At 71.8% G+C, this 17,691-nt stretch carries 14 protein-coding genes; 10 read left to right on the forward strand and 4 right to left on the reverse strand.

Features of this window, described 5'->3' with window-relative positions; translation table 11 throughout:
* Positions 1–7 precede the first annotated feature (7 nt).
* The 6 genes from AF1_RS01550 (at position 8) to AF1_RS01575 (ending at position 9,365) form a co-directional block, all read left to right on the forward strand.
* Positions 8–1,519: a carotenoid oxygenase family protein gene (locus AF1_RS01550; RefSeq protein WP_067792770.1), complete on the forward strand. Its 1,512-nt coding sequence runs from the start codon at positions 8–10 to the stop codon at positions 1,517–1,519.
* Positions 1,520–1,534: 15 nt separating this feature from the next.
* The gene (locus tag AF1_RS01555) at positions 1,535–2,512 is read left to right on the forward strand and encodes a winged helix-turn-helix transcriptional regulator (RefSeq protein WP_242608569.1); all 978 of its coding nucleotides are present in this window, start codon (positions 1,535–1,537) and stop codon (positions 2,510–2,512) included.
* A 110-nt stretch (positions 2,513–2,622) separates the two neighbouring features.
* A complete protein-coding gene (locus AF1_RS01560; RefSeq protein WP_067792773.1) occupies positions 2,623–4,137 on the forward strand; it encodes a DUF3375 domain-containing protein in 1,515 nt (504 codons plus the stop codon).
* On the forward strand, positions 4,130–4,801 hold the full coding sequence (locus tag AF1_RS01565; RefSeq protein WP_067792776.1) for a DUF4194 domain-containing protein: 672 nt from the start codon (positions 4,130–4,132) through the stop codon (positions 4,799–4,801). The genes AF1_RS01560 and AF1_RS01565 overlap by 8 nt, the downstream gene beginning before the upstream one ends.
* Complete coding sequence (locus tag AF1_RS01570) at positions 4,798–8,142, forward strand: ATP-binding protein (protein WP_067792779.1); 3,345 nt, start codon at positions 4,798–4,800, stop codon at positions 8,140–8,142. Before AF1_RS01565 ends, AF1_RS01570 begins: the two co-directional genes overlap by 4 nt.
* Positions 8,139–9,365 (forward strand): Wadjet anti-phage system protein JetD domain-containing protein, encoded by a 1,227-nt coding sequence (locus tag AF1_RS01575; protein ID WP_067792782.1) that lies wholly within the window; start codon positions 8,139–8,141, stop codon positions 9,363–9,365. Before AF1_RS01570 ends, AF1_RS01575 begins: the two co-directional genes overlap by 4 nt.
* 64 nt (positions 9,366–9,429) lie before the next feature.
* Here the strand turns inward: AF1_RS01575 and AF1_RS01580 are convergent, their stop codons facing one another.
* From AF1_RS01580 to AF1_RS35055, 4 genes are all read right to left on the reverse strand, one after another.
* A complete protein-coding gene (locus tag AF1_RS01580) occupies positions 9,430–10,887 on the reverse strand; it encodes a nitrilase-related carbon-nitrogen hydrolase (RefSeq protein ID WP_067792785.1) in 1,458 nt (485 codons plus the stop codon).
* Between the two features lie 104 nt (positions 10,888–10,991).
* Positions 10,992–11,663 carry a response regulator gene (locus AF1_RS01585; RefSeq protein ID WP_084262330.1) on the reverse strand — a complete coding sequence of 224 codons (672 nt, stop codon included), beginning with the start codon at positions 11,661–11,663 and terminating at the stop codon, positions 10,992–10,994.
* Positions 11,664–11,667: 4 nt separating this feature from the next.
* Positions 11,668–12,756, reverse strand: coding sequence for a sensor histidine kinase (locus AF1_RS01590; protein WP_165488300.1), 1,089 nt, complete (start codon positions 12,754–12,756; stop codon positions 11,668–11,670).
* A 212-nt stretch (positions 12,757–12,968) separates the two neighbouring features.
* Complete coding sequence (locus AF1_RS35055; protein WP_165488299.1) at positions 12,969–13,130, reverse strand: IS3 family transposase; 162 nt, start codon at positions 13,128–13,130, stop codon at positions 12,969–12,971.
* Between the two features lie 193 nt (positions 13,131–13,323).
* On the opposite strand from AF1_RS35055, the gene AF1_RS01595 reads away from it, so the two are divergent.
* The 4 genes from AF1_RS01595 (at position 13,324) to AF1_RS01610 (ending at position 17,613) form a co-directional block, all read left to right on the forward strand.
* Positions 13,324–14,838, forward strand: coding sequence for a glycosyltransferase family 39 protein (locus AF1_RS01595; protein ID WP_165488298.1), 1,515 nt, complete (start codon positions 13,324–13,326; stop codon positions 14,836–14,838).
* A 65-nt stretch (positions 14,839–14,903) separates the two neighbouring features.
* Positions 14,904–15,437, forward strand: a complete 534-nt coding sequence (locus tag AF1_RS01600; protein ID WP_242608568.1) for an RNA polymerase sigma factor — start codon at positions 14,904–14,906, stop codon at positions 15,435–15,437.
* Positions 15,434–16,585 (forward strand): YncE family protein, encoded by a 1,152-nt coding sequence (locus AF1_RS01605; protein ID WP_067792793.1) that lies wholly within the window; start codon positions 15,434–15,436, stop codon positions 16,583–16,585. Before AF1_RS01600 ends, AF1_RS01605 begins: the two co-directional genes overlap by 4 nt.
* Before the next feature lie 371 nt (positions 16,586–16,956).
* Entirely contained in the window at positions 16,957–17,613 is a 657-nt protein-coding gene (locus AF1_RS01610) for a DedA family protein (RefSeq protein ID WP_067792796.1), read from the forward strand.
* The last annotated feature ends 78 nt before the right edge of the window (positions 17,614–17,691 follow it).

Below are 17,691 nucleotides of genomic sequence, written 5' to 3' on the forward strand. Positions count from 1 at the left end.
GCCCCTCATGGACGTGGAGATCTTGGGCCGGGTCCTGTCGACCCTCCCCGAAGACGACGACCACCCCTATCGGACCGGACCGTGGCGGCCCCAGACGACGGAGTGGAAGGCCGACGACCTCGAAGTCGTCGGCGAGATCCCCGCCGACCTGGACGGCCTCTACCTGCGCAACACCGAGAACCCCGTGCATCCGGCGCTGGAGCGCTACCACCCCTTCGACGGCGACGGGATGGTCCACGCGGTCGGCTTCCGCGACGGCAGGGCCTTCTACCGCAACCGCTTCGTCCAGACCGATGGGCTGCTGGCCGAACGGGAGGCCGGAGGCCCGCTGTGGGCGGGCATCGCCGAGCACCCCGGCAAGTCGCTTCGCCGGGACGGCTGGGGCGCGCGCGGCCGGATGAAGGACGCCTCCAGCACGGACGTGGTCGTCCATGCCGGGGTGGCCCTCACCAGCTTCTACCAGTGCGGTGACCTGTACCGGCTCGACCCGCTCACCCTGGAGACACTGGGCAAGTCCGACTGGGGAGGGATGTTCCCTTCCTGCGGGGTCTCCGCGCACACCAAGACCGACGGGCACACCGGCGAACTGCTGTTCTTCAACTACGGCAAGGACGCCCCCTACATGCACTACGGCGTCGTGGACGCCGGGAACCGCCTCGTGCACTACACCGAGGTCCCGCTGCCGGGACCGCGGCTGCCGCACGACATGGCCTTCACCGAGAACTACGCGATCCTCAACGACTGCCCGCTGTTCTGGGACCCCGACCTGCTGGCCAAGGGGCACCACGCGGCCCGGTTCCGGCCCGACCTGCCGACCCGGCTCGGCGTGCTCCCGCGGCGGGGCGGCGCATCGGAGATCCGCTGGTTCGAGGCGGAGCCGACCTACGTCCTGCACTTCGTCAACGCCTACGAGGAAGGCGACGAGATCGTCCTGGACGGCTTCTTCCAGGGCGATCCCGAGCCCAAGGACATCGGCGACGGCGGCTTCTACCAGCGCATGTTCCGTTTCCTGGCCCTCGACCGCATGCAGACCCGCCTGCACCGCTGGCGCCTGGACCTCAGGACCGGCCGGTGCAGGGAGGAACGGCTGTCGGAGTCGATCACCGAGTTCGGCGTCCTCAACAACACCTACGCCGGGCGCCGCCACCGGTACGCCTACGCCGCGAGCGGCGTGGCCGGCTGGTTCCTGTTCAACGGGCTGGTCAAGCACGACCTGCTCACCGGCGCCGAGGAGCGGTACGACCTCCCCGAGGGCGTCTACGGCAGCGAGCCCGCCATGGCGCCGAGGGTCGGCTCCACCGCCGAGGACGACGGCTATGTTGTTACCCTGACCAGCGACATGAACGAAGATCGCTCCGAATGCCTGATCTTCGATGCCGCCCGGCCGGCCGACGGCCCGCTCGCCCGCGTCCTGCTGCCCGAACGCATCTCCAGTGGCACGCACGCCACCTGGGCCCCCGGTTCCGCCATCCCCGGCTGGGCCGGCACGGACCCGCCGGCGACCGCGGCCGGCCTGTGAAAGGCGAACTCCTCGTTGAGTCAGCGAAACGCCACCGAGACCGCGGCCCCGCTCACGGTGCACCCGCCGGACCGCCCCACCCGGCTGCCCCGCGGCACCACCAACGCCGTCGGCCTGACCCTCGGGCTGATCGGCGATGAGTGGAACCTGCTGATCCTCAGGTACGCGCTGCTGGGAGCCCGCCGCTACGTCGACTGGAAGGAGGCGCTGCCGATCTCCGACGCGGTGCTGACCCGCAGGCTGGCGGCGCTCACCGAGATGGGCGTGCTCATGAAGGCCGAGCACCGGGCCCGGTCCCGGCGTTTCGACTACGTCCTGACCAAGCGCGGCCGGGACCTGTGGCCCGTACTGCTGACGATCTGGGCCTGGGAGTCGGCCTGGGTGGCCGGCCACCGCGAGCGGCTGCCGCGGATGGTGCACCGGGGCTGCGGCCGTGAGTTCATGCCCGTCCTCGGCTGCGGGGCCTGCGGGCTGCCGGTGCGGGCCGGCGACATCAGCGGCGGATTCGGACCGAGCGGCACCTGGAGCCGCTCGGTCCCCGCGGCGACCACCCGGCGCAGGTCGCAGCCCTCGGGCGAGGCCGGCCTCTTCCCCGAGACGATGGCTCTGATCGGCAACCGCTGGTCGGCGGCACTCCTGGGCGCCGCGTTCCAGGGCGCCCACCGGTTCCGCGACTTCGAGCGGTGGCTCGGCGCCCCGCCCACGATCGTCTCCGACCGGCTGCGGGTCTTCTGCGAGCTCGGCGTGTTCGTCCAGACGCCCGGCGGCGAACGGGCCGCCTGGTCCAGCTACCGGCTGACCGAGAAGGGGCGCGCCTTCCACCCCGTCATCATGACCGCCGTCGACTGGGGCCAGCGGTGGTTCCGCGCCGCCGAAGGCCCCGCCCTCGTCTACACCCACCGCGCCTGCGGCCAAGACCTCAAGGTCAGACTCCTGTGCGACCGGTGCGGCGCAGTGCTGCGCGGCACCCAGGTAGCGGTGCTGCTCGACTGATCGAGCGGGGCACATCACCCCATCGGGTGTGTGTGGCAGGTGTAGATGAGGCCCCTGGTTGCGGCCTTTGGATATGTGGCGTTGGGCCACAGGTCGTACTCTGGTCGGCGATGGTTACACGAGGTGTGGAGGGTGCATATCAGGGTGCGCTTCGGGCGTTCCAGAACCCGATGCTCGATCTGCTCCACCGGACCTATGCGCCGTTCGTAGTTACGGTGCTGGCGATGATGTTCACGCCGGAGCGGTCGACGGTGGCGGTGGCGGAGGCCCATGCGGAGGTCGCCGACGCCCTCGACCAGTTGCGGGCCGCGGGCTACGGTGACGAGGACGACCAGCCCCTGCCGGCGGGGAATGCCCGTGACCTGTGCAGGCAATGGGTGCACGCGGGTTGGCTGGTGCGGCAGGTCTCCGACGACGTCGAGGTGTACCGGCTGTCCGCACACGGCGTCGGCGCGCTCGAAGTGGCCGGGCGGGTCGGCGGGGCGCGGACCAGGGTGTCGGAGTCCCGGGTCCGGACGCTGCTGGAGGCGGTCGAGCGGCTTGCGCAGGACGCGGACCCGGACGTGATGGCCCGGATGGCGCGCCTCCAGACGGAGATCGATCAGCGTCGGCGGGAACTTCACCGGCTCGAACGGGGCGGCGCCGTCGACACCGTCGATGACGACCAGTTGCTTGAGGCGGCGGAGAACGTCCTGCATCTGGCACGGGAGTTGCCCGCCGACTTCGCCCGCGTCGCCGAGTCGATCAAAGCCATGCAGCGGGACGTCGTCGCCGACCTGCGGCAGGACGTCCGGCCGACCGGGGAGGTGCTGCGCGAGTACCTGGAGCGCGGCCGGCAGATCATGGACGCGACACCGGAGGGCCGCGCGTTCGCCGGGGCGTTGCGCCTGATCGGTGACCCGGCACAGATCGACGACCTGTGGAGTCTTCTGCGCACCGTGCTGCGGCACGGGTTCACCGAGCTGATGCCGGAACCACAGCGGCGGGAACTCGCCGAGATCGCACGCCGGATCGAGCAGGGCGTCAAGGAGGTGCTGACCGCGCAACGGCAGGCGTCGCACGTCATCACCACCCAGGTGCGCAATCACGACCCGATGCGGGACCGCCAGGTGGACGAGCTGCTGCGGGACGTGATGTCCGGATTCCACACGTGGGTGCCCGGGTCGCGCCGCGGCACCGCCGTCGCCCCGCTGCGCCGCCTGCCGGTGGCCGACGTCAGGCATTTGCGGCAGACCGTGAGCGACCCGCGTCCGCCCCAGCCGCCCACGCCACTGCGGGAATGGGACGAGGCAGAGGACGTGCCAGCCGCGGACACCCGGGCCTGGGGTGGTCCACAGTACGCCGAACTGCGCGCACATCTGGCGGCGTTCGCGGGCGACGCGGACGAGGTCGACGTCGCGGCCGCCTTCCGCGCGGCGGCCGAGCGAATACGGCGGCCGGTGGATCTGCTCGGCCTGCTGGAGATCGCGCATGACCTCGGAATGACCGACACGGCCGAGGTCGCGGTGGTCGACACGGTCCGGCCGGACCAGACCCGGCGGCGGCTCGCGTTCGGCGGCGTGCGGGCCGCGAACCCGGCACCGGCCCGCGCCGCGGACGAGACACCGGGAAACCACGATGAGTGAAACGGACGGCGCGGACGACGGCTGGTCGACCGGCTCGGCGGCCGGCTTCATCGACCCGGTGGCGATGGAGGACGACCCGGCCGAACTGTTCGCCGGTGACACCGGCACGCTGGACGTGGCCGTGCGGCGGGTACTGGTACGGCTGCTGCAACGCAGGTTCCTGCTGGCCGAGAAGAACCCGGCGCAATGGCGCACGCTGCTGGAGAACCAGCAGATCATCGAGTCGCGGTTGCACGACCTGTTCGTCCGGCTCGTGGTCGATCACGACCGGGGCATCGCCTACAAACAGCAGGTGCGCTCGGCGGAACTGGACGTCCCGATCCTGCTGAAGGACGACCCCTACAACCGGGCCGAGACCCTGGTACTGGTCCACCTGCGGACCGTCTTCCAGCGGGAACGCGGCACCGGCGAGACGTCCGCGCGGGTCGACATCGAAGAGCTGGAACAGACCGTCCTGACCTATTTCGATCCAGCCGACCACAACCTCGCCCGCAGCCAGCGCGAGATTCACAACGCGGTGCAGCGCCTGGTCACCGAGGGCCTGCTCGCGGAGGAGTCCACGGGCCGGTACCGCATCACGCCGCTGGTCGAGGTCGTGCTGAGCACCGAGAAGCTCACCGAACTGAACCAGTGGCTACGGGAGCAGAACGAGGTCGCGCCATGAGCATGATCGACACGTTGTTCGGGTTGATCCCGGCGGCGTCGCGGGGTCAGCAGTGGGTGGCGCGGGATCTGCAGCTGGTCAACTGGGGCGGTTACGACGGGTATCACCACATCCGGTTCGCTCCCGGCGCGACCCTGTTCAGCGGTGGTTCCGGGTCGGGCAAGTCGACGTTGATGGACTCCTACATCGCGTTGCTGATGCCGCACACCACGCCGTTCAACGGGGCGTCCAACGGCGGGGTGGTCGGCCGGCCCCGGGGCAAGGACCAGCGCAACATCCTCTCCTACGCCCGCGGGAAGCTCGACGAGTCACGGACGGACGGCGAGACGAGGCTGCGGGTGCTGCGCGGGGACGGCCGCGACACCTGGTCGGCGATCGCGATGACGTGGGCCGACCGGAGCGGTGCGGTGTTCACCGCGCTCCGGGCCTGGTACGTGCCGTCGTCCGCGCGCACCCTCGACGACGTCGTCCCGGTCCGCGCCACCCGGGACGACGCCTACGACCTGCGCGAACTGGACGGCCCCGCGGGCAGCAGGCTCGCCCGCGCCGCGGTCGAGGCGACGGGCGTGACCTGCTTCGGCACCGACCGGGACTTCACCGCCCGGCTGCACACCGCGCTGGGCATCGGCGCCGCGGGGGACGGGCACAAGGCGGTCGGGTTGCTCGGCAGGATCCAGGCCGGTCAGCAGATCACCACCGTCGACGCGCTGTACAAGACGATGGTCCTGGAGGAGCCGTCCACCCTGGCCACGGCGGACGAGGTGGTGCAGCAGTTCGACGAGCTGTCCGGTACCCGGGACCGGATGATCATTGCCCGCCGGCAGGTGCGGGCGCTGACCCCGATCCGCGACCATCGGAGAACCATCGATGACGCGGTGGCCCGGTTGCGGGTGATCGACGACGTCGGATCGTTCACCGATCCGACGTCCCCCGCGGCGCTGTGGCGGCACGAACGCCGGCTCGACCTGTTGCGCGCGGCCGAGGAGGACCTGACCGGACGGCGCCGCCGGGCCGAGGGGGACGTGCGGGAGACGGCCGCGCTGATCGACGTGGCGGAGTCCCGGCGGGACGCGCTGCTCGACACCTTGCGCGCGTCCGGCGGCGACCGGCTGGAGACCGCGCTCCGGGAGATCCGTAATGTGGAACGGCGGCTGGCCGACGTCGAACGCACACGGGAGCGGCTGGACCGGGCCCTGGGCGCCATCGGCGTCACCGTGTCGACCGGCGAGGACTTCGCCGTGCTGGTCGACACGGCGCGCCGGGCGCTGGCCGACTCCCAGGCCAGGAAGACCGCCCAGAACGAGTTCGCCGAGGCGACCGCGGAATGCAAGGCCGCCGAACGCGAACTGGCCGAATTGCGCGCCGAGCACAAGGCGGTCAAAGCCCGCCGTGGAAACATCCCCACGGACCTGCACACCGCCCGCGACCGGCTGGCCGATGCCGCCGGGCTCACCCCGGACGACCTGCCGTTCGTCGGTGAGCTGATCGAGGTGCGCACGGAGTTCGAACCGTGGCGGGAGGCGTTCAACCTGGCGCTCGGCGGGTTCGCCACCCGGATGCTGATCGACATCGGCCGGCTGAACTCGTTCCGCGAGGCGATCAACGCGGTGCCGCTCGCCCGGCGCATCCATTTCGAAGGCGTCCACACCGGCAGGCGCGACGAGATCGGGCTGAACGACAAGACGCTCCCCGGCCGGCTCGACTACCGGCCGTCGCCGTTCACCGCCTGGCTCAAGAGCGAACTCGTCCGCGGTTTCGACTTCGTCTGCGTCGAGACGCCCAGGCTGTTGGCGCAGTACCCCAAGGCGCTCACGATCACCGGCCAGACGTCGCAACACGGCCGGGGAGCGCACGGCGGTCACGGCCGCGCCAACCTGCTGGGATTCAGCAACACCAGGCTGCTCGCCGACCTCGACAGGCGGATCGGCCACGCCCGCGAACGTCATGATGACGCCGTCGCACAGGCGACGAAGGCGGAGCAGGCACTCAACTCGTTCGAGGAGAGACGCACCGCCTACCAGACCGTGACCGAACTGTCCTGGGAGCAGGTGGACGCCGAGTCGGTCGCCGCCGAACGGGATCGCTGGAAGCAGGTCATCACCGAGGTCCGCGCGGGCAACCCGGAGATCGACCGGCTGCAGGAGGAGTCGGAGGAGCTCAAGAAGCAGATCACCCGGCTGACCGAGCGCGTCGGCGGACAGAAGCGGGAGGTGGAGCGGCTCGGCGGGGAATGGGAATCGATCGTCGACGAGGTGGACGGCGCCCAGCGGGCGCTCGACACCGCCGCGGCGACCGGCACCGAGGTGAGCCCGGAACACCGCGAGTACCTCACGGGGCTGTTCGACGGCGCCCCGGACGGCGCCGACCCGGCGACGGCGCTGACGGAGTTCGACGCCGCGCACCGGCGCGGTGCCGAGCGGATGCACGACGACCGGAAGTCGGCGGAGGAAACGATCGCCCGGTCACGCAAGGCGCTGCACGAGACGTTCTCGACGTTCGTCGAGCGCTGGCCGAACCCGAACCTCGGCACCGATCCGGACGCCTCCTACCGCGACTTCGACCGCCTGCTCACCGATCTGGAGACCAGCGGCCTGCACGAACTGGAGACCGAGTGGCGCGACAGCCTGCTCAAACTCTCCGGCAACGACCTGACCAGCCTGGACAGCGAACTCGCCGCCGCGGTCCGGGAGATCCGCGACCGGATCGACCCGGTCAACCGCATCCTCGCCGAACTGCCGTTCGCCGACGACCGCCACCGGCTGCGCATCGACCCGCAGGAAAGCCACTCCGCGGTGCGCGCCCGGTTCCGCAAGGAGCTGCGCGATGTACGCGCCGTCATCGACAAGGCGGCGACGGAGGCCGATCGGGAACGCGCCTACCACCGGATGGCCAAGGTGATCGACCACATCCGCCGCACCGCGCCTGATTTCGCCGACCTGGTCGACGTGCGCAATCACGTCCGGATCAGCGCGGAGAAATGCGACCTCGCCGGCGAGCATGTCGCGGTCTACGACCACATCGGGGAGAAGTCGGGCGGTGAGTCCCAGGAACTGGTCGCGTTCATCGTCGGCGCCGCGCTGCGCTACCAGCTGGGCGACGCGGGCGCCGAACGGCCACGCTACGCCCCCGTCTTCCTCGACGAGGCGCTGATCAAGGCGGACGCGCACTTCACCGGCCGAGCCATCGGCGCATGGCGCGGGCTGGGCTTCCAGCTCGTCATCGGCGCCCCCAACGACAAGCACAGCGCGATCGAACCCCACGTGGACGCCGAATACCTGATCCTCAAGAACACCGAGGGGCGGTCATGGGCGAAACCCATCGTGGCGGTTCCCGGCGCATGACCCCCCGGCTGATCACCCCGGCCGACGCGATCGAGTCGCTCCGCCGCAAGGTCCACCAGAAGTGGGCGGCGGCCGTGTGCGCCGACCTCGGCGCCGGAGACCCGGTCACGTTCTCCGTCCCGCTCCGCCCCGGCGTGTCGACTGGAAGCGCGGTGGCGCGGATCGGGTACGCCGCCTGGCACGAGTGGCACATGCGCTGGCGTGAGTTCCCCGACCGGCACCCCACAGGCGTGCTGATCGTCCGCAAGCCGGTGTCCGTCCAAGGTGTGACGGACGACTACCCCACCATGCTTGTCGCGGGCCTGGACGCCGCCGTCGCCCTGGTCTCCGAAACCGGTCGGCCGACCGTGGACGTCGGCCGCGCCCGGGCGCTCGCATCATCGCTGCGGTCCGCGGGCGCGGTCCTCACCCCGGCCACCGTCCGGGCCGTCTACCAGCTCGGAGCCGATGACACCGAGGTACTGCTCAGTGCGGCGACCTGGCTGCGCCGGAACCCGGACGCGGGCGCATGGACCGCACGTCAACTCCCGGTCCCCGGCATGCACACCAAGTGGCTCGACACCCATGGCGCGTTGCTGCGCGACGTCGCCGGACGCGACGTCCGGGACGAGGTCCGGCCCCGGCCGGCCGTGCTGCACCTGACCTACGTCGACCCCGGTCACGCCGCGTCGGGCCGCCGCAGGCATGACGCCTGGACCACCGGCGACACGCACGACATCGCCTACCGGCCGCGGATCGTCCTCGTCGTCGAGAACCGCGACTCCCGGCTCTGGTTCCCCCCGGTGCGGGACACGATCGTGGTCGAGGGCGGCGGCAAGGCGGCCGCGGCCCTGCTCGCGGACGTGCCCTGGATCCGCGCTGCGGACCACATCGTCTACTGGGGAGACATCGACGCGGACGGCTACGCGATCCTCGACCGGTTCCGCGCCGCGCTGGCCGAGCCCGCACCGGACGACGCGCCACCGAAACCGGTCACCTCGATCCTGATGGACGCCACCGACCTGCACCGCTACGCCCAGCACGGGGTGAACCACGACAAGGCCGGTCGCCCCATCAAACCGTCCCCGGCGATCCTGCCGCACCTCACCGAAGCCGAGGCGACCGCCTACGACACCATCGCAACCGCAGGCCCCACCCCGTTCCGCCGTATCGAACAAGAAGCGATCCCTCTCGCCCACGCCGCAACCCGGTTGCTGGACGTCTCCACGAGATCTCATCCGTAACCGGGCCACCAGGTACGGATCCAGCGCGTCCGGTCGGCGTTCACCGCGTTCGGTACCTGCGGCATCACCGACCCGCTCGCGTCAGGGGACCAGTGCGACGAGGCGCGGGAAGTTGACCAGCCGCCCGTTTCCTCAAGGCCAGGACCGTGACGCACGCGGTGAGGGCGAGGCACAGCCAGGCGAACCAGTCCCCGAGCCTGGAATACAGGGTGGTGACGCCGGGAGTGGAGACCTCGGCGGTCAGGACGGTCAGCGCGGCGCCGCCGGTACGGGCCTCCGCTCGGACGTTCCCGTACGGGTCGCTCACCGTGAGGGCTCCCTGAGTGGCGCTGCGGACGATGGTGAGCCCGCTCTCGACACCGCGGGTCACGGCGACGCGGCTGTGCCACCAGGCGTCCTGGCCGAAGTCCAGGGCCGGAGTGAGAAGCACGCGGGCCTCCTGTCCGCGGTACGCGCGGGGCAGGGCGGGATGGTCCAGGTCCTTGCAGATGATCAGACCCCACCGGGTACCGGGCACGAAGGCCGTTTCCGATCCGGCGGAGTATCCCTCCTCCAAAACGGGGATGAGGTGGTGCTTGCGGTAGACGGTCCCCGACGTGACGTCCAGGGCGGCGTTGGCCGTGACACCGTTCCGGACCAGCGTCAGTCCGGTGACGACATGGCGTCCGGCCGCGGCGCGGGCCAGCGGTCCGGTGAGCAGGGGCAGGGTGCGTTCATCGGCCTGGACGAGCTTCTCCGGCAGGACGATGACCTGCGCGCCTCGCGCCGCCACCGATCGCACCCGCTCGGCGTAGCGGGCGACCAGCGCGCGCCCCTCGGGGGTCTCCACCGGGATCGGATGATCCCAGCTCGGGCCGGCGATCAGCGCCACTTTCATCGTGGGGCCCTCGGCCGCCGGCCGCAGGAACCCGTAGCCGAGCGCGGCCACCACCAGCAGGGCCGCGGCCGCTCCCAGCTGGACCCGGGCGCGCGGTCCGGTGCCGGGCGCGGTGATCGCCGCCACGGCCGCGGGGACCCCCAGGATCAGGAAGGTCATCCCCCAGAGCCCGGTCAGCGAGGCGATCTGCAGGACGGGCCCTACACCGGCCTGGGTGTATCCGATGCTCCAGAACGCCCCTTGCGGCATCGACATCGCGTACTCCACCGCGACCCACGCGGAGGGTACGGCGACGGCCGCCGCGAACGGCCTGCGCCGCAGCATGAGCGCGCGCGCCAGCAGGACCGTCAGGGCGAACAGCACGGCCGTCCCGAGGAAGATGCCGACCACGAGGGGCACCGGCTGATCCAGGCCGTCCTCGCCCTGGTAGAAATCCCACAGGTTGGTCTGGCCCCCGAGCCAGGCGGCGAACGCGGCCGCGGCGGCGGGGCCCACGCCGGTACGCGGGGCCAGCAGCAGGACCGGCAGCGCCGCCAGCCAGGTCAACACCGGTATCGGATGCAGTCCCGTACCAAGGTGGAACAGGGCGGCGGACGCCGCGGCGGCGGCCACGGCGAGGAGAACACGGGGACGTCTGCGGTGCATCGGACGACCTTCCGATCGAGGGTGGGGGGTCGCCTCGATGCTCCGCCACGGGACGGGACGGCCGCGTCGCCGGTGAGAGCGGTTCCGCGCGTCACTCGCGCGGGTCACGCCTCCAGGCCGTCGCCGGGCAGCACCAGGCCCGACTCGTACGCGAACACCACCGCCTGCACCCGGTCGCGCAACCCGAGCTTGCCGAGGACGCGGCTGACGTGCGTCTTGACGGTATGGTCGCTGACCACCAGCGTGGCGGCGATCTCGGCGTTCGACAGGCCCCGGGCGACCAGCCGCAGCGCCTGCACCTCCCGTTCGGTCAGCTCCGCCAGCCGGCCGGCCAGCCGCGGCGCAACCCCGTGCGCGGGACGCCGGACCAGGTCGGCGATGAGTCGCCGGGTCACCGTCGGGGCCAGCAGCGACTCCCCGGCGGCGACCACCCGCACGGCCTCCACCAGTTCGCCGCGGCGCATGTCCTTGAGCAGGAAGCCGCTCGCACCGGCGCGCAGCGCGTCGTAGACGTACTCGTCCAGGTCGAACATGGTCAGGACCAGGACCTTGGCATCGGTGCCGGAACAGATCCGGCGGGTCGCCTCGATGCCATCCATCTCGGGCATCCGCACGTCCATCAGCACCACGTCGGGGCGCAGGCCCAGCGTGGCGCGCACCGCCTCGGCCCCGGTCGCCGCCTCCCCCACCACGGTCATGCCGGGCTGATCATCGAGGATCATCGCGAACCCGCCCCGGATCAGATCCTGGTCATCGGCGATCAGTACCCGCAGCACGCGGTCACCCTAGCGGCAGCGCCGCCCGGACCACGAAGCCCCGTTCGCCGCCGGTCGCGCGCAGTGTCCCGCCGCAGGCGCTCATCCGCTCGCGCATCCCGGCAAGCCCGTGACCGCCGCCCATGGCGGACCCGCCCCGGCCGTCGTCGGCGACGACCAGGCGGAGCTCCCGGTCCGTCCAGTGGAGCTCGACCCGGACGGTCGTCGCGTGCGAGTGCCGGACGACATTCGCCAGCGCCTCCTGCGCGACCCGGTAGACCGCCAGCCCGGCGTCGGCCGAGACCGGGCGGGGCCGTCCCCGCTCGGCGAGGGTGACGTCGATCCCGGCTCGCCTGGTCCGTTCGACCAGGGCCGGAAGCGCGCCGAGCCCCGGCGCCGGCTCGCACGTCTCCGCACCCGAGCGCAGCGTGCCCAGGGCACGGCGCAGCTGCCCGATGGCCTCGCGCCCGGTGTCGGCGATCGTGTCGAAGATCGCGTCCGCTCGGACGGGGTCGGTCCGGGCCGCCACCGGCCCCGCCTCGGCCTGGACGACGATGAGCCCCACGGCGTGGGTGACGATGTCGTGGACGTCCCGGGCGATCCGGGTGCGTTCGCGGGCGAGCGCGGCGAGCCGCTCGCCCTCCAAGCGGCGCAGCCGTTCGTGTTCGGCGGCCTGCCGTGCGCGGGTCCCGGCACCGAGGGCCCACGCGGCGACGAACGCCATCACGGTGTAGCCCGCGTCGTCGAACGACGCGCCGGGGACGGCGATCGAGAAGGCCAGCAGCGGGACTCCCGCGCCGAGTGCCACCGCCTGCCGGCTCCGCGTGCTCACCGCCGCCACGGTGTAGGTCGCGACCATGCACCCGTAGGCCAGTGGCGGCAGGGCGTCCGCCACCACCAGGCAGGTGGTCGCGACGGCGACCACGGCCAGTACGCCGAGCGGGGCCCGGCGGCGCCAGGCCAGCGGCAGCGCGGCCATGACGGCGGCGGCGGCCGACCACCATCGTTCCTGGGACAACAGCGGGGCCGTGGTGGTCACCAGCACCACGGCCCCGATCCCCGCGTCCAACGCGCGCGCTTGGATCGGTGAGCCCACGGTTTCCCCCTCCGGCATGTGATCCAGGGTGACGGTTCCGGGCCCGCGCGGTATCGCCCGCAGGAGTGGTCTTCGGAATCCATCCCCAGAGCGACGGTGCTGCATGATCACTGACAAGGTGGCCAGACAGGCACCTGCGGCCGACATCGCGGCAAGGCCGAGGACGGGACGGCCGTCCACGACGCGGCCGGGTCGGCTGCACTGAAGCGCCCCGGGGTTCGACAGAGGCTCTAGGTTGTGGCTGTGACCTGCAGTTCTGTGTGGTTCTGGCGGTCGTAGAGGGCCTCGTATTCGTCGGGTGGTACGTGGCCGATCTCACCGTGGAGCCGGGTGGTGTTGTACCAGTCCACGTACTCGGCGGTGGCCGGCTCGACGCCGGTCAGGTTCTCCACGGCCCACGCGGTTTGATCGGCTCGGTCTTGTACAAGCCGATCGCCGACTCCAGCAACGCGTCGCCGACGGTGCCGATGGATTAAAAGGCGGTTCCACAGGCGCAAATGATCTGGACGCCCTCACACAGCCCGCGCCCGATCGAAAATGGGCGCCGGGGGATGCAACATTGCGGGGCTCCCTGCGTCTCTTGGCGTGAACTCAAAACTAGATCTGCTGCCCGGCGAACGCCCGGCCACGGCCGAGCACCCCGGCCCGCCCGCCGAAGACGCAGGACGGCGCGGGGAGGCGGGGCGAGGGCAGCGGAGGGCCTGGCTCCTTCCCTCGGTGCCCGCCCTGCTGGCGCTGGCGATGGGCCTCTGGGGCGCCGGACGGCTGCCGCTGTGGCGTGACGAGGCGATCACGTCCGAGATCGCCCGCCGCTCGATCCCCGGCATCCTGTGGTGCGCCCGGCACATCGACGCCGTCCACGCCGCCTACTACCTGCTCATGCACTGTGTCGTGCAGGTCTTCGGGGCCGGCGAGTTCGCGCTGCGGCTCCCCTCGATCGCGGCGTTCGCGGCCACGGCGGCGGGCATCACCGTCCTCGGCCGCAGGATCATGTCCGGGTCCGTCGGGCTGGTCGCCGGCCTGATCTGCACCGGGGCTCCGTTCGCCAGCCACTACGCGCACGAGGCCCGGTCCTACTCGCTGGTCGCGGCGCTCACCGTGTGGCTGACCGTGCTGTTCGTGGACCTGGCGGAACGGGGCTCCCGGCGCCGGTACGCCGCCTACGGCGCGGGCATCGCCCTGCTGGGGCTGGTCCATCTGTTCGCACTGCTCATCCTGCCCGCCCACCTGGCGACCCTGCTGCTGACGCGCCGCGCCAGGACGATGCTGCGCCGGTGGTCCGCCGCCGCGGCGGGAGCGGTCGTCGCGGTGAGCCCGCTGATCGCGCTGGCCGTGACCCAGCGCAACGCCCTGGACTGGCTGACACGCCCGGGATGGCGCGACGCCCTCTACCTGGCCGAGGCGTTCACCGGCCCCCCGATCGTGGCGTACCTGCTCGGCGCGGCAATGGCGGTGGGCCTGATCACGGCGCGGCGCCGCGGCCCGATCGGCCTGCGGGCCCTGGCCTTGCCCTGGCTGCTGCTGCCCGCGACGGTGCTGCTCCTGGTCTCCCAGTTCCATCCCTTCTACACGAGCCGCTACGTGATCGGCAGCCTCCCCGCCATGGCGCTGCCGGCCGCCGCGGGACTGGCTCGGATGCCCTGCCGGACGTGGATCGTGCCGCTCGTCGCGATGGCCGTCCTGGTGGCACCGCTGCACGTCGCGCAGCGCCGTCCGGAGAACTGGTGGGACAACCTCCGCGGGGCCGCGGCGATCGTCGAGCGGGAGGCCCGGCCGGGTGACGCGATCCTCTTCCTCACGGCGGACCGGCGTTCTATCGCCGAGGCGTACCCGGACGCGTTCCGCGGGTTGCGCGACATCGCACTGCGGCGGACCCCCGCCCAGGCGGGCAATTTCGGCGGCACCGAGTTCGACCCTGCCGAGATCGGCCGCCGGCTGACCGGTGCCGCGACGACCCGGGTCTGGCTGCTGGAGGGGCCCTGGCGCATGCCGTCCCTGGTCCCGCGGGACCGCGCGAAGGTCGAGGTCCTCCAGCGGCACTTCCGGCAGGCCGGTGTCTGGCGCGTCCGCGGCATCACGCTGTCGCTGTTCCAGCGGTAGACGGCCCGCCCGGAAAAAGATCGGCCGCCCGTGCAACATCGGCGCCCCGGACGCGTCTCTTCCCCGTGAGCCTCCTCAACTTCCGCCAGGACGGCCCCCCGGACCTGGTGGTGCCCTCCCCCGAGAGAGCGGTGACGCAGTTGTACGAAGCGCACGCCCTGGACCTCGTCAGGCTGGCCCTGGTGATGGTCGGCGACAGGCCGACGGCCGAGGACGTCGTCCAGGACTCCTTCCTCGGCCTGTACCGGCGGTGGGGCCGGCTGAAGGATCCCGGAAAGGCCCTGACCTACCTGAGGTCGTCGGTGCTCAACAACTGCCGGTCGGTGCTGCGCCGCCGGGGCCGCCGCCTTCTCGGCGCCCAGGACCCGCCCGTCGCGTCGGCGGAGAGCCGGGTCCTGGGCCTGGAGCAGGGCAAGGAGATCCTCGATGCGCTGCGCCGCCTGCCGCACCGGCAGCGGGAGACGCTGGTGCTCCGGTTCGTCCTTGAACTGTCCGAGGAGGAGACCGCACAGATCATGCGGGTGAGCCGGGGCACCGTCCGGTCCAACACGTCCCGCGGGCGCACCGCCCTTGAGCGCATGCTGGGAGAGACCCTGTGAACGTCGAACGGCTGCTGAAGGACGCCGCCGCCGCCGAGACGCGCGAGGTGACGCGCGAGTCGCTGCCGCCCCTGACCCTGCCCGCCGCCCGCCGGCGCCGGCCGGCGGGACGTTGGCTCGTGCCGGTCGCCGCCGCCCTCACCATGATCGCGGTCGCGGCCGTGACCGTCACTCTCCGCGGCGCCCTGCGCGGCCCGGACGCGCTCGGCGAGCACGAAGGCCCCCCGTACTTCCTGGCGACCCACCGGAAGGGCGGCGTCGGGGTCTTCGACTCCTGGACCGGACGCGTGATCGCCGACATCTGGCCCCGCGCCGGGCACTACGCCGCGCTCACCGTCTCGGCCGACCGGCGCACCGCCTTCCTCGCCGACGAGACCGGCCCCTGCCGCACCCGCATCGACAAGGTGACCCTGCGCCGCGACGGGACCGTGGCGAGCAGGACGACCCTGCCCGGCGGGTTCGGCACCCGGGTGGAGGAGATGGCCGCCACGGCGGATGGCGGCCGCGTCGCGCTCGTCTTCAACAACCTCACCGGTTGCCGCGGCGACGACATGGCGGTCGTCGAATCCCCGTCCGGTGCCAGCCGGGGATGGCGTCTGCCGCCTCCGAGCGCCGACTCGCTGGGGTACGTGCAATCCCCGGCATGGGCGGCGGACGGTCGCACCCTCTTCTTCGCTACCGACTTCTTCGCTACCGACGCTCCGGAGAGCCCCCCGGGGGAGAACCCAGGCTTCCTCCTGCGCGAGTTCGACACCCGCACGGCCGGCACCAGCCTCGTCCACGCCCGTGCCGCCCTGAGGAGCGTCGCCAATCTGTCCTCCTTCCGGCCCTCCCCGGACGGGCGTACCATCACGGCCATCGAGGAGAACACCGGCGACCACGGGACGCTCAGGTCCGTCGCGATCGTGGAACTGACCCTGCCCCTCAGGGACGGGTCCCGCAAGGCGCCCGTCCGCGAGCTCGCCCGCATGACGGCCCGGCAGATCGCGCCCGCGGCACCGGTGGATTTCCGGACCGCCCTCGACGCGACCGGCAGGCACCTCCTCGTCAGCTCGCGCCACGACCGGGCCGTCTTCCGCATGGACGACGGCCGCTTCCGCCGCCTCCCCGACATGCACCGCACCGACCTGGGCCTGATCGCCTGGTAGGTCCCGCATGCTCCGCGACCACGACGCCGTCCGGCCATGACCAGGCCCAGCGCCGCCACATGTACCTGGTGGGAGCTCCGTTGACGACAGGCGGCCCGGACGGCGTCACCGCTCGCGGTGGACGGGCAGGGACGTGCTCATCGCGTCGGCGTCGCCACCGGCCGCGCGACGACGTTCTGGTTCAAGGGGCCGACCAACGCCCTGGCCTGGTGATCCCCCGCCTGACCGGCCAGTGCTCGTTCGGCTTCTCGTGCGGGCCCGGCCGGTCGGGGTATTGACGCCGGGTAGGGGAAAGGGCCGGTAGGCGAGGTGTCGGCGGGTGGGCTCGGAGTGCCGCGGGCGTTCAGGGATCTGGATGGAGGCGTTGAGTTTTGTTCGCCTCGGTCGTGTCGTGGGTGGCCGGGTTGTCCGGGCCGGTCGTCTATGGGGTCGTCGCCGGGCTCGTGTTCTGTGAGGACGCACTGTTCTTCGGCTTCGTGCTGCCCGGTGAGACCGCCGTCGTCCTCGGCGGGGCGCTGGCCGCCCAGCAGAAGATCTCGGTCGTGTGGCTCGCCGTGATCGTGGTCCTGGCGGCGATCGCGGGGGACTTCGTCGGGTACCAGATCGGGCGCCATGTCGGGCAGCCGATTCTGGACAGCCGTCCGCTCCGCCGCCACCGCGACCGCGTGGACGGCGCCCGCGACCTGATCCGGCGCAGGGGCGGTGCCGCCGTCTTCGCCGGACGGTTCGTCGCGTTCTTCCGCGCGATCATGCCCGCGCTGGCCGGGACCTCGGGGATGCCCAGCCGGGTGTTCCTGGTCTACAACGCCGCCGGAGGTCTGGTCTGGGGCGTGAGCTTCACGCTGCTCGGATACTTCGCCGGGCATGCTTATGCCCGGGTCGAGCATGTTGCCGGGCGGGTCACCGCGATCGTGATCGTCGGTGTGGTCGTCCTCGCCGTTGTCATCTGGCGGCTTCGCGGTCACTTGCATCGGAAACGCGATGGCCACAGCGGTGCAGATGACCGTCGAGGACCAAATTCCCGGTAATGCTTTGCGCCGGGCATTCCGGTGAATTGTCGCGTGCCGTTCAAGGGCGGTGAAGGAAGGCGTTCGGCCTCGTTGCGG

The sequence above is a fragment of the Actinomadura formosensis NBRC 14204 genome (assembly GCF_001552155.1).
Lineage (GTDB): Bacteria > Actinomycetota > Actinomycetes > Streptosporangiales > Streptosporangiaceae > Spirillospora > Spirillospora formosensis.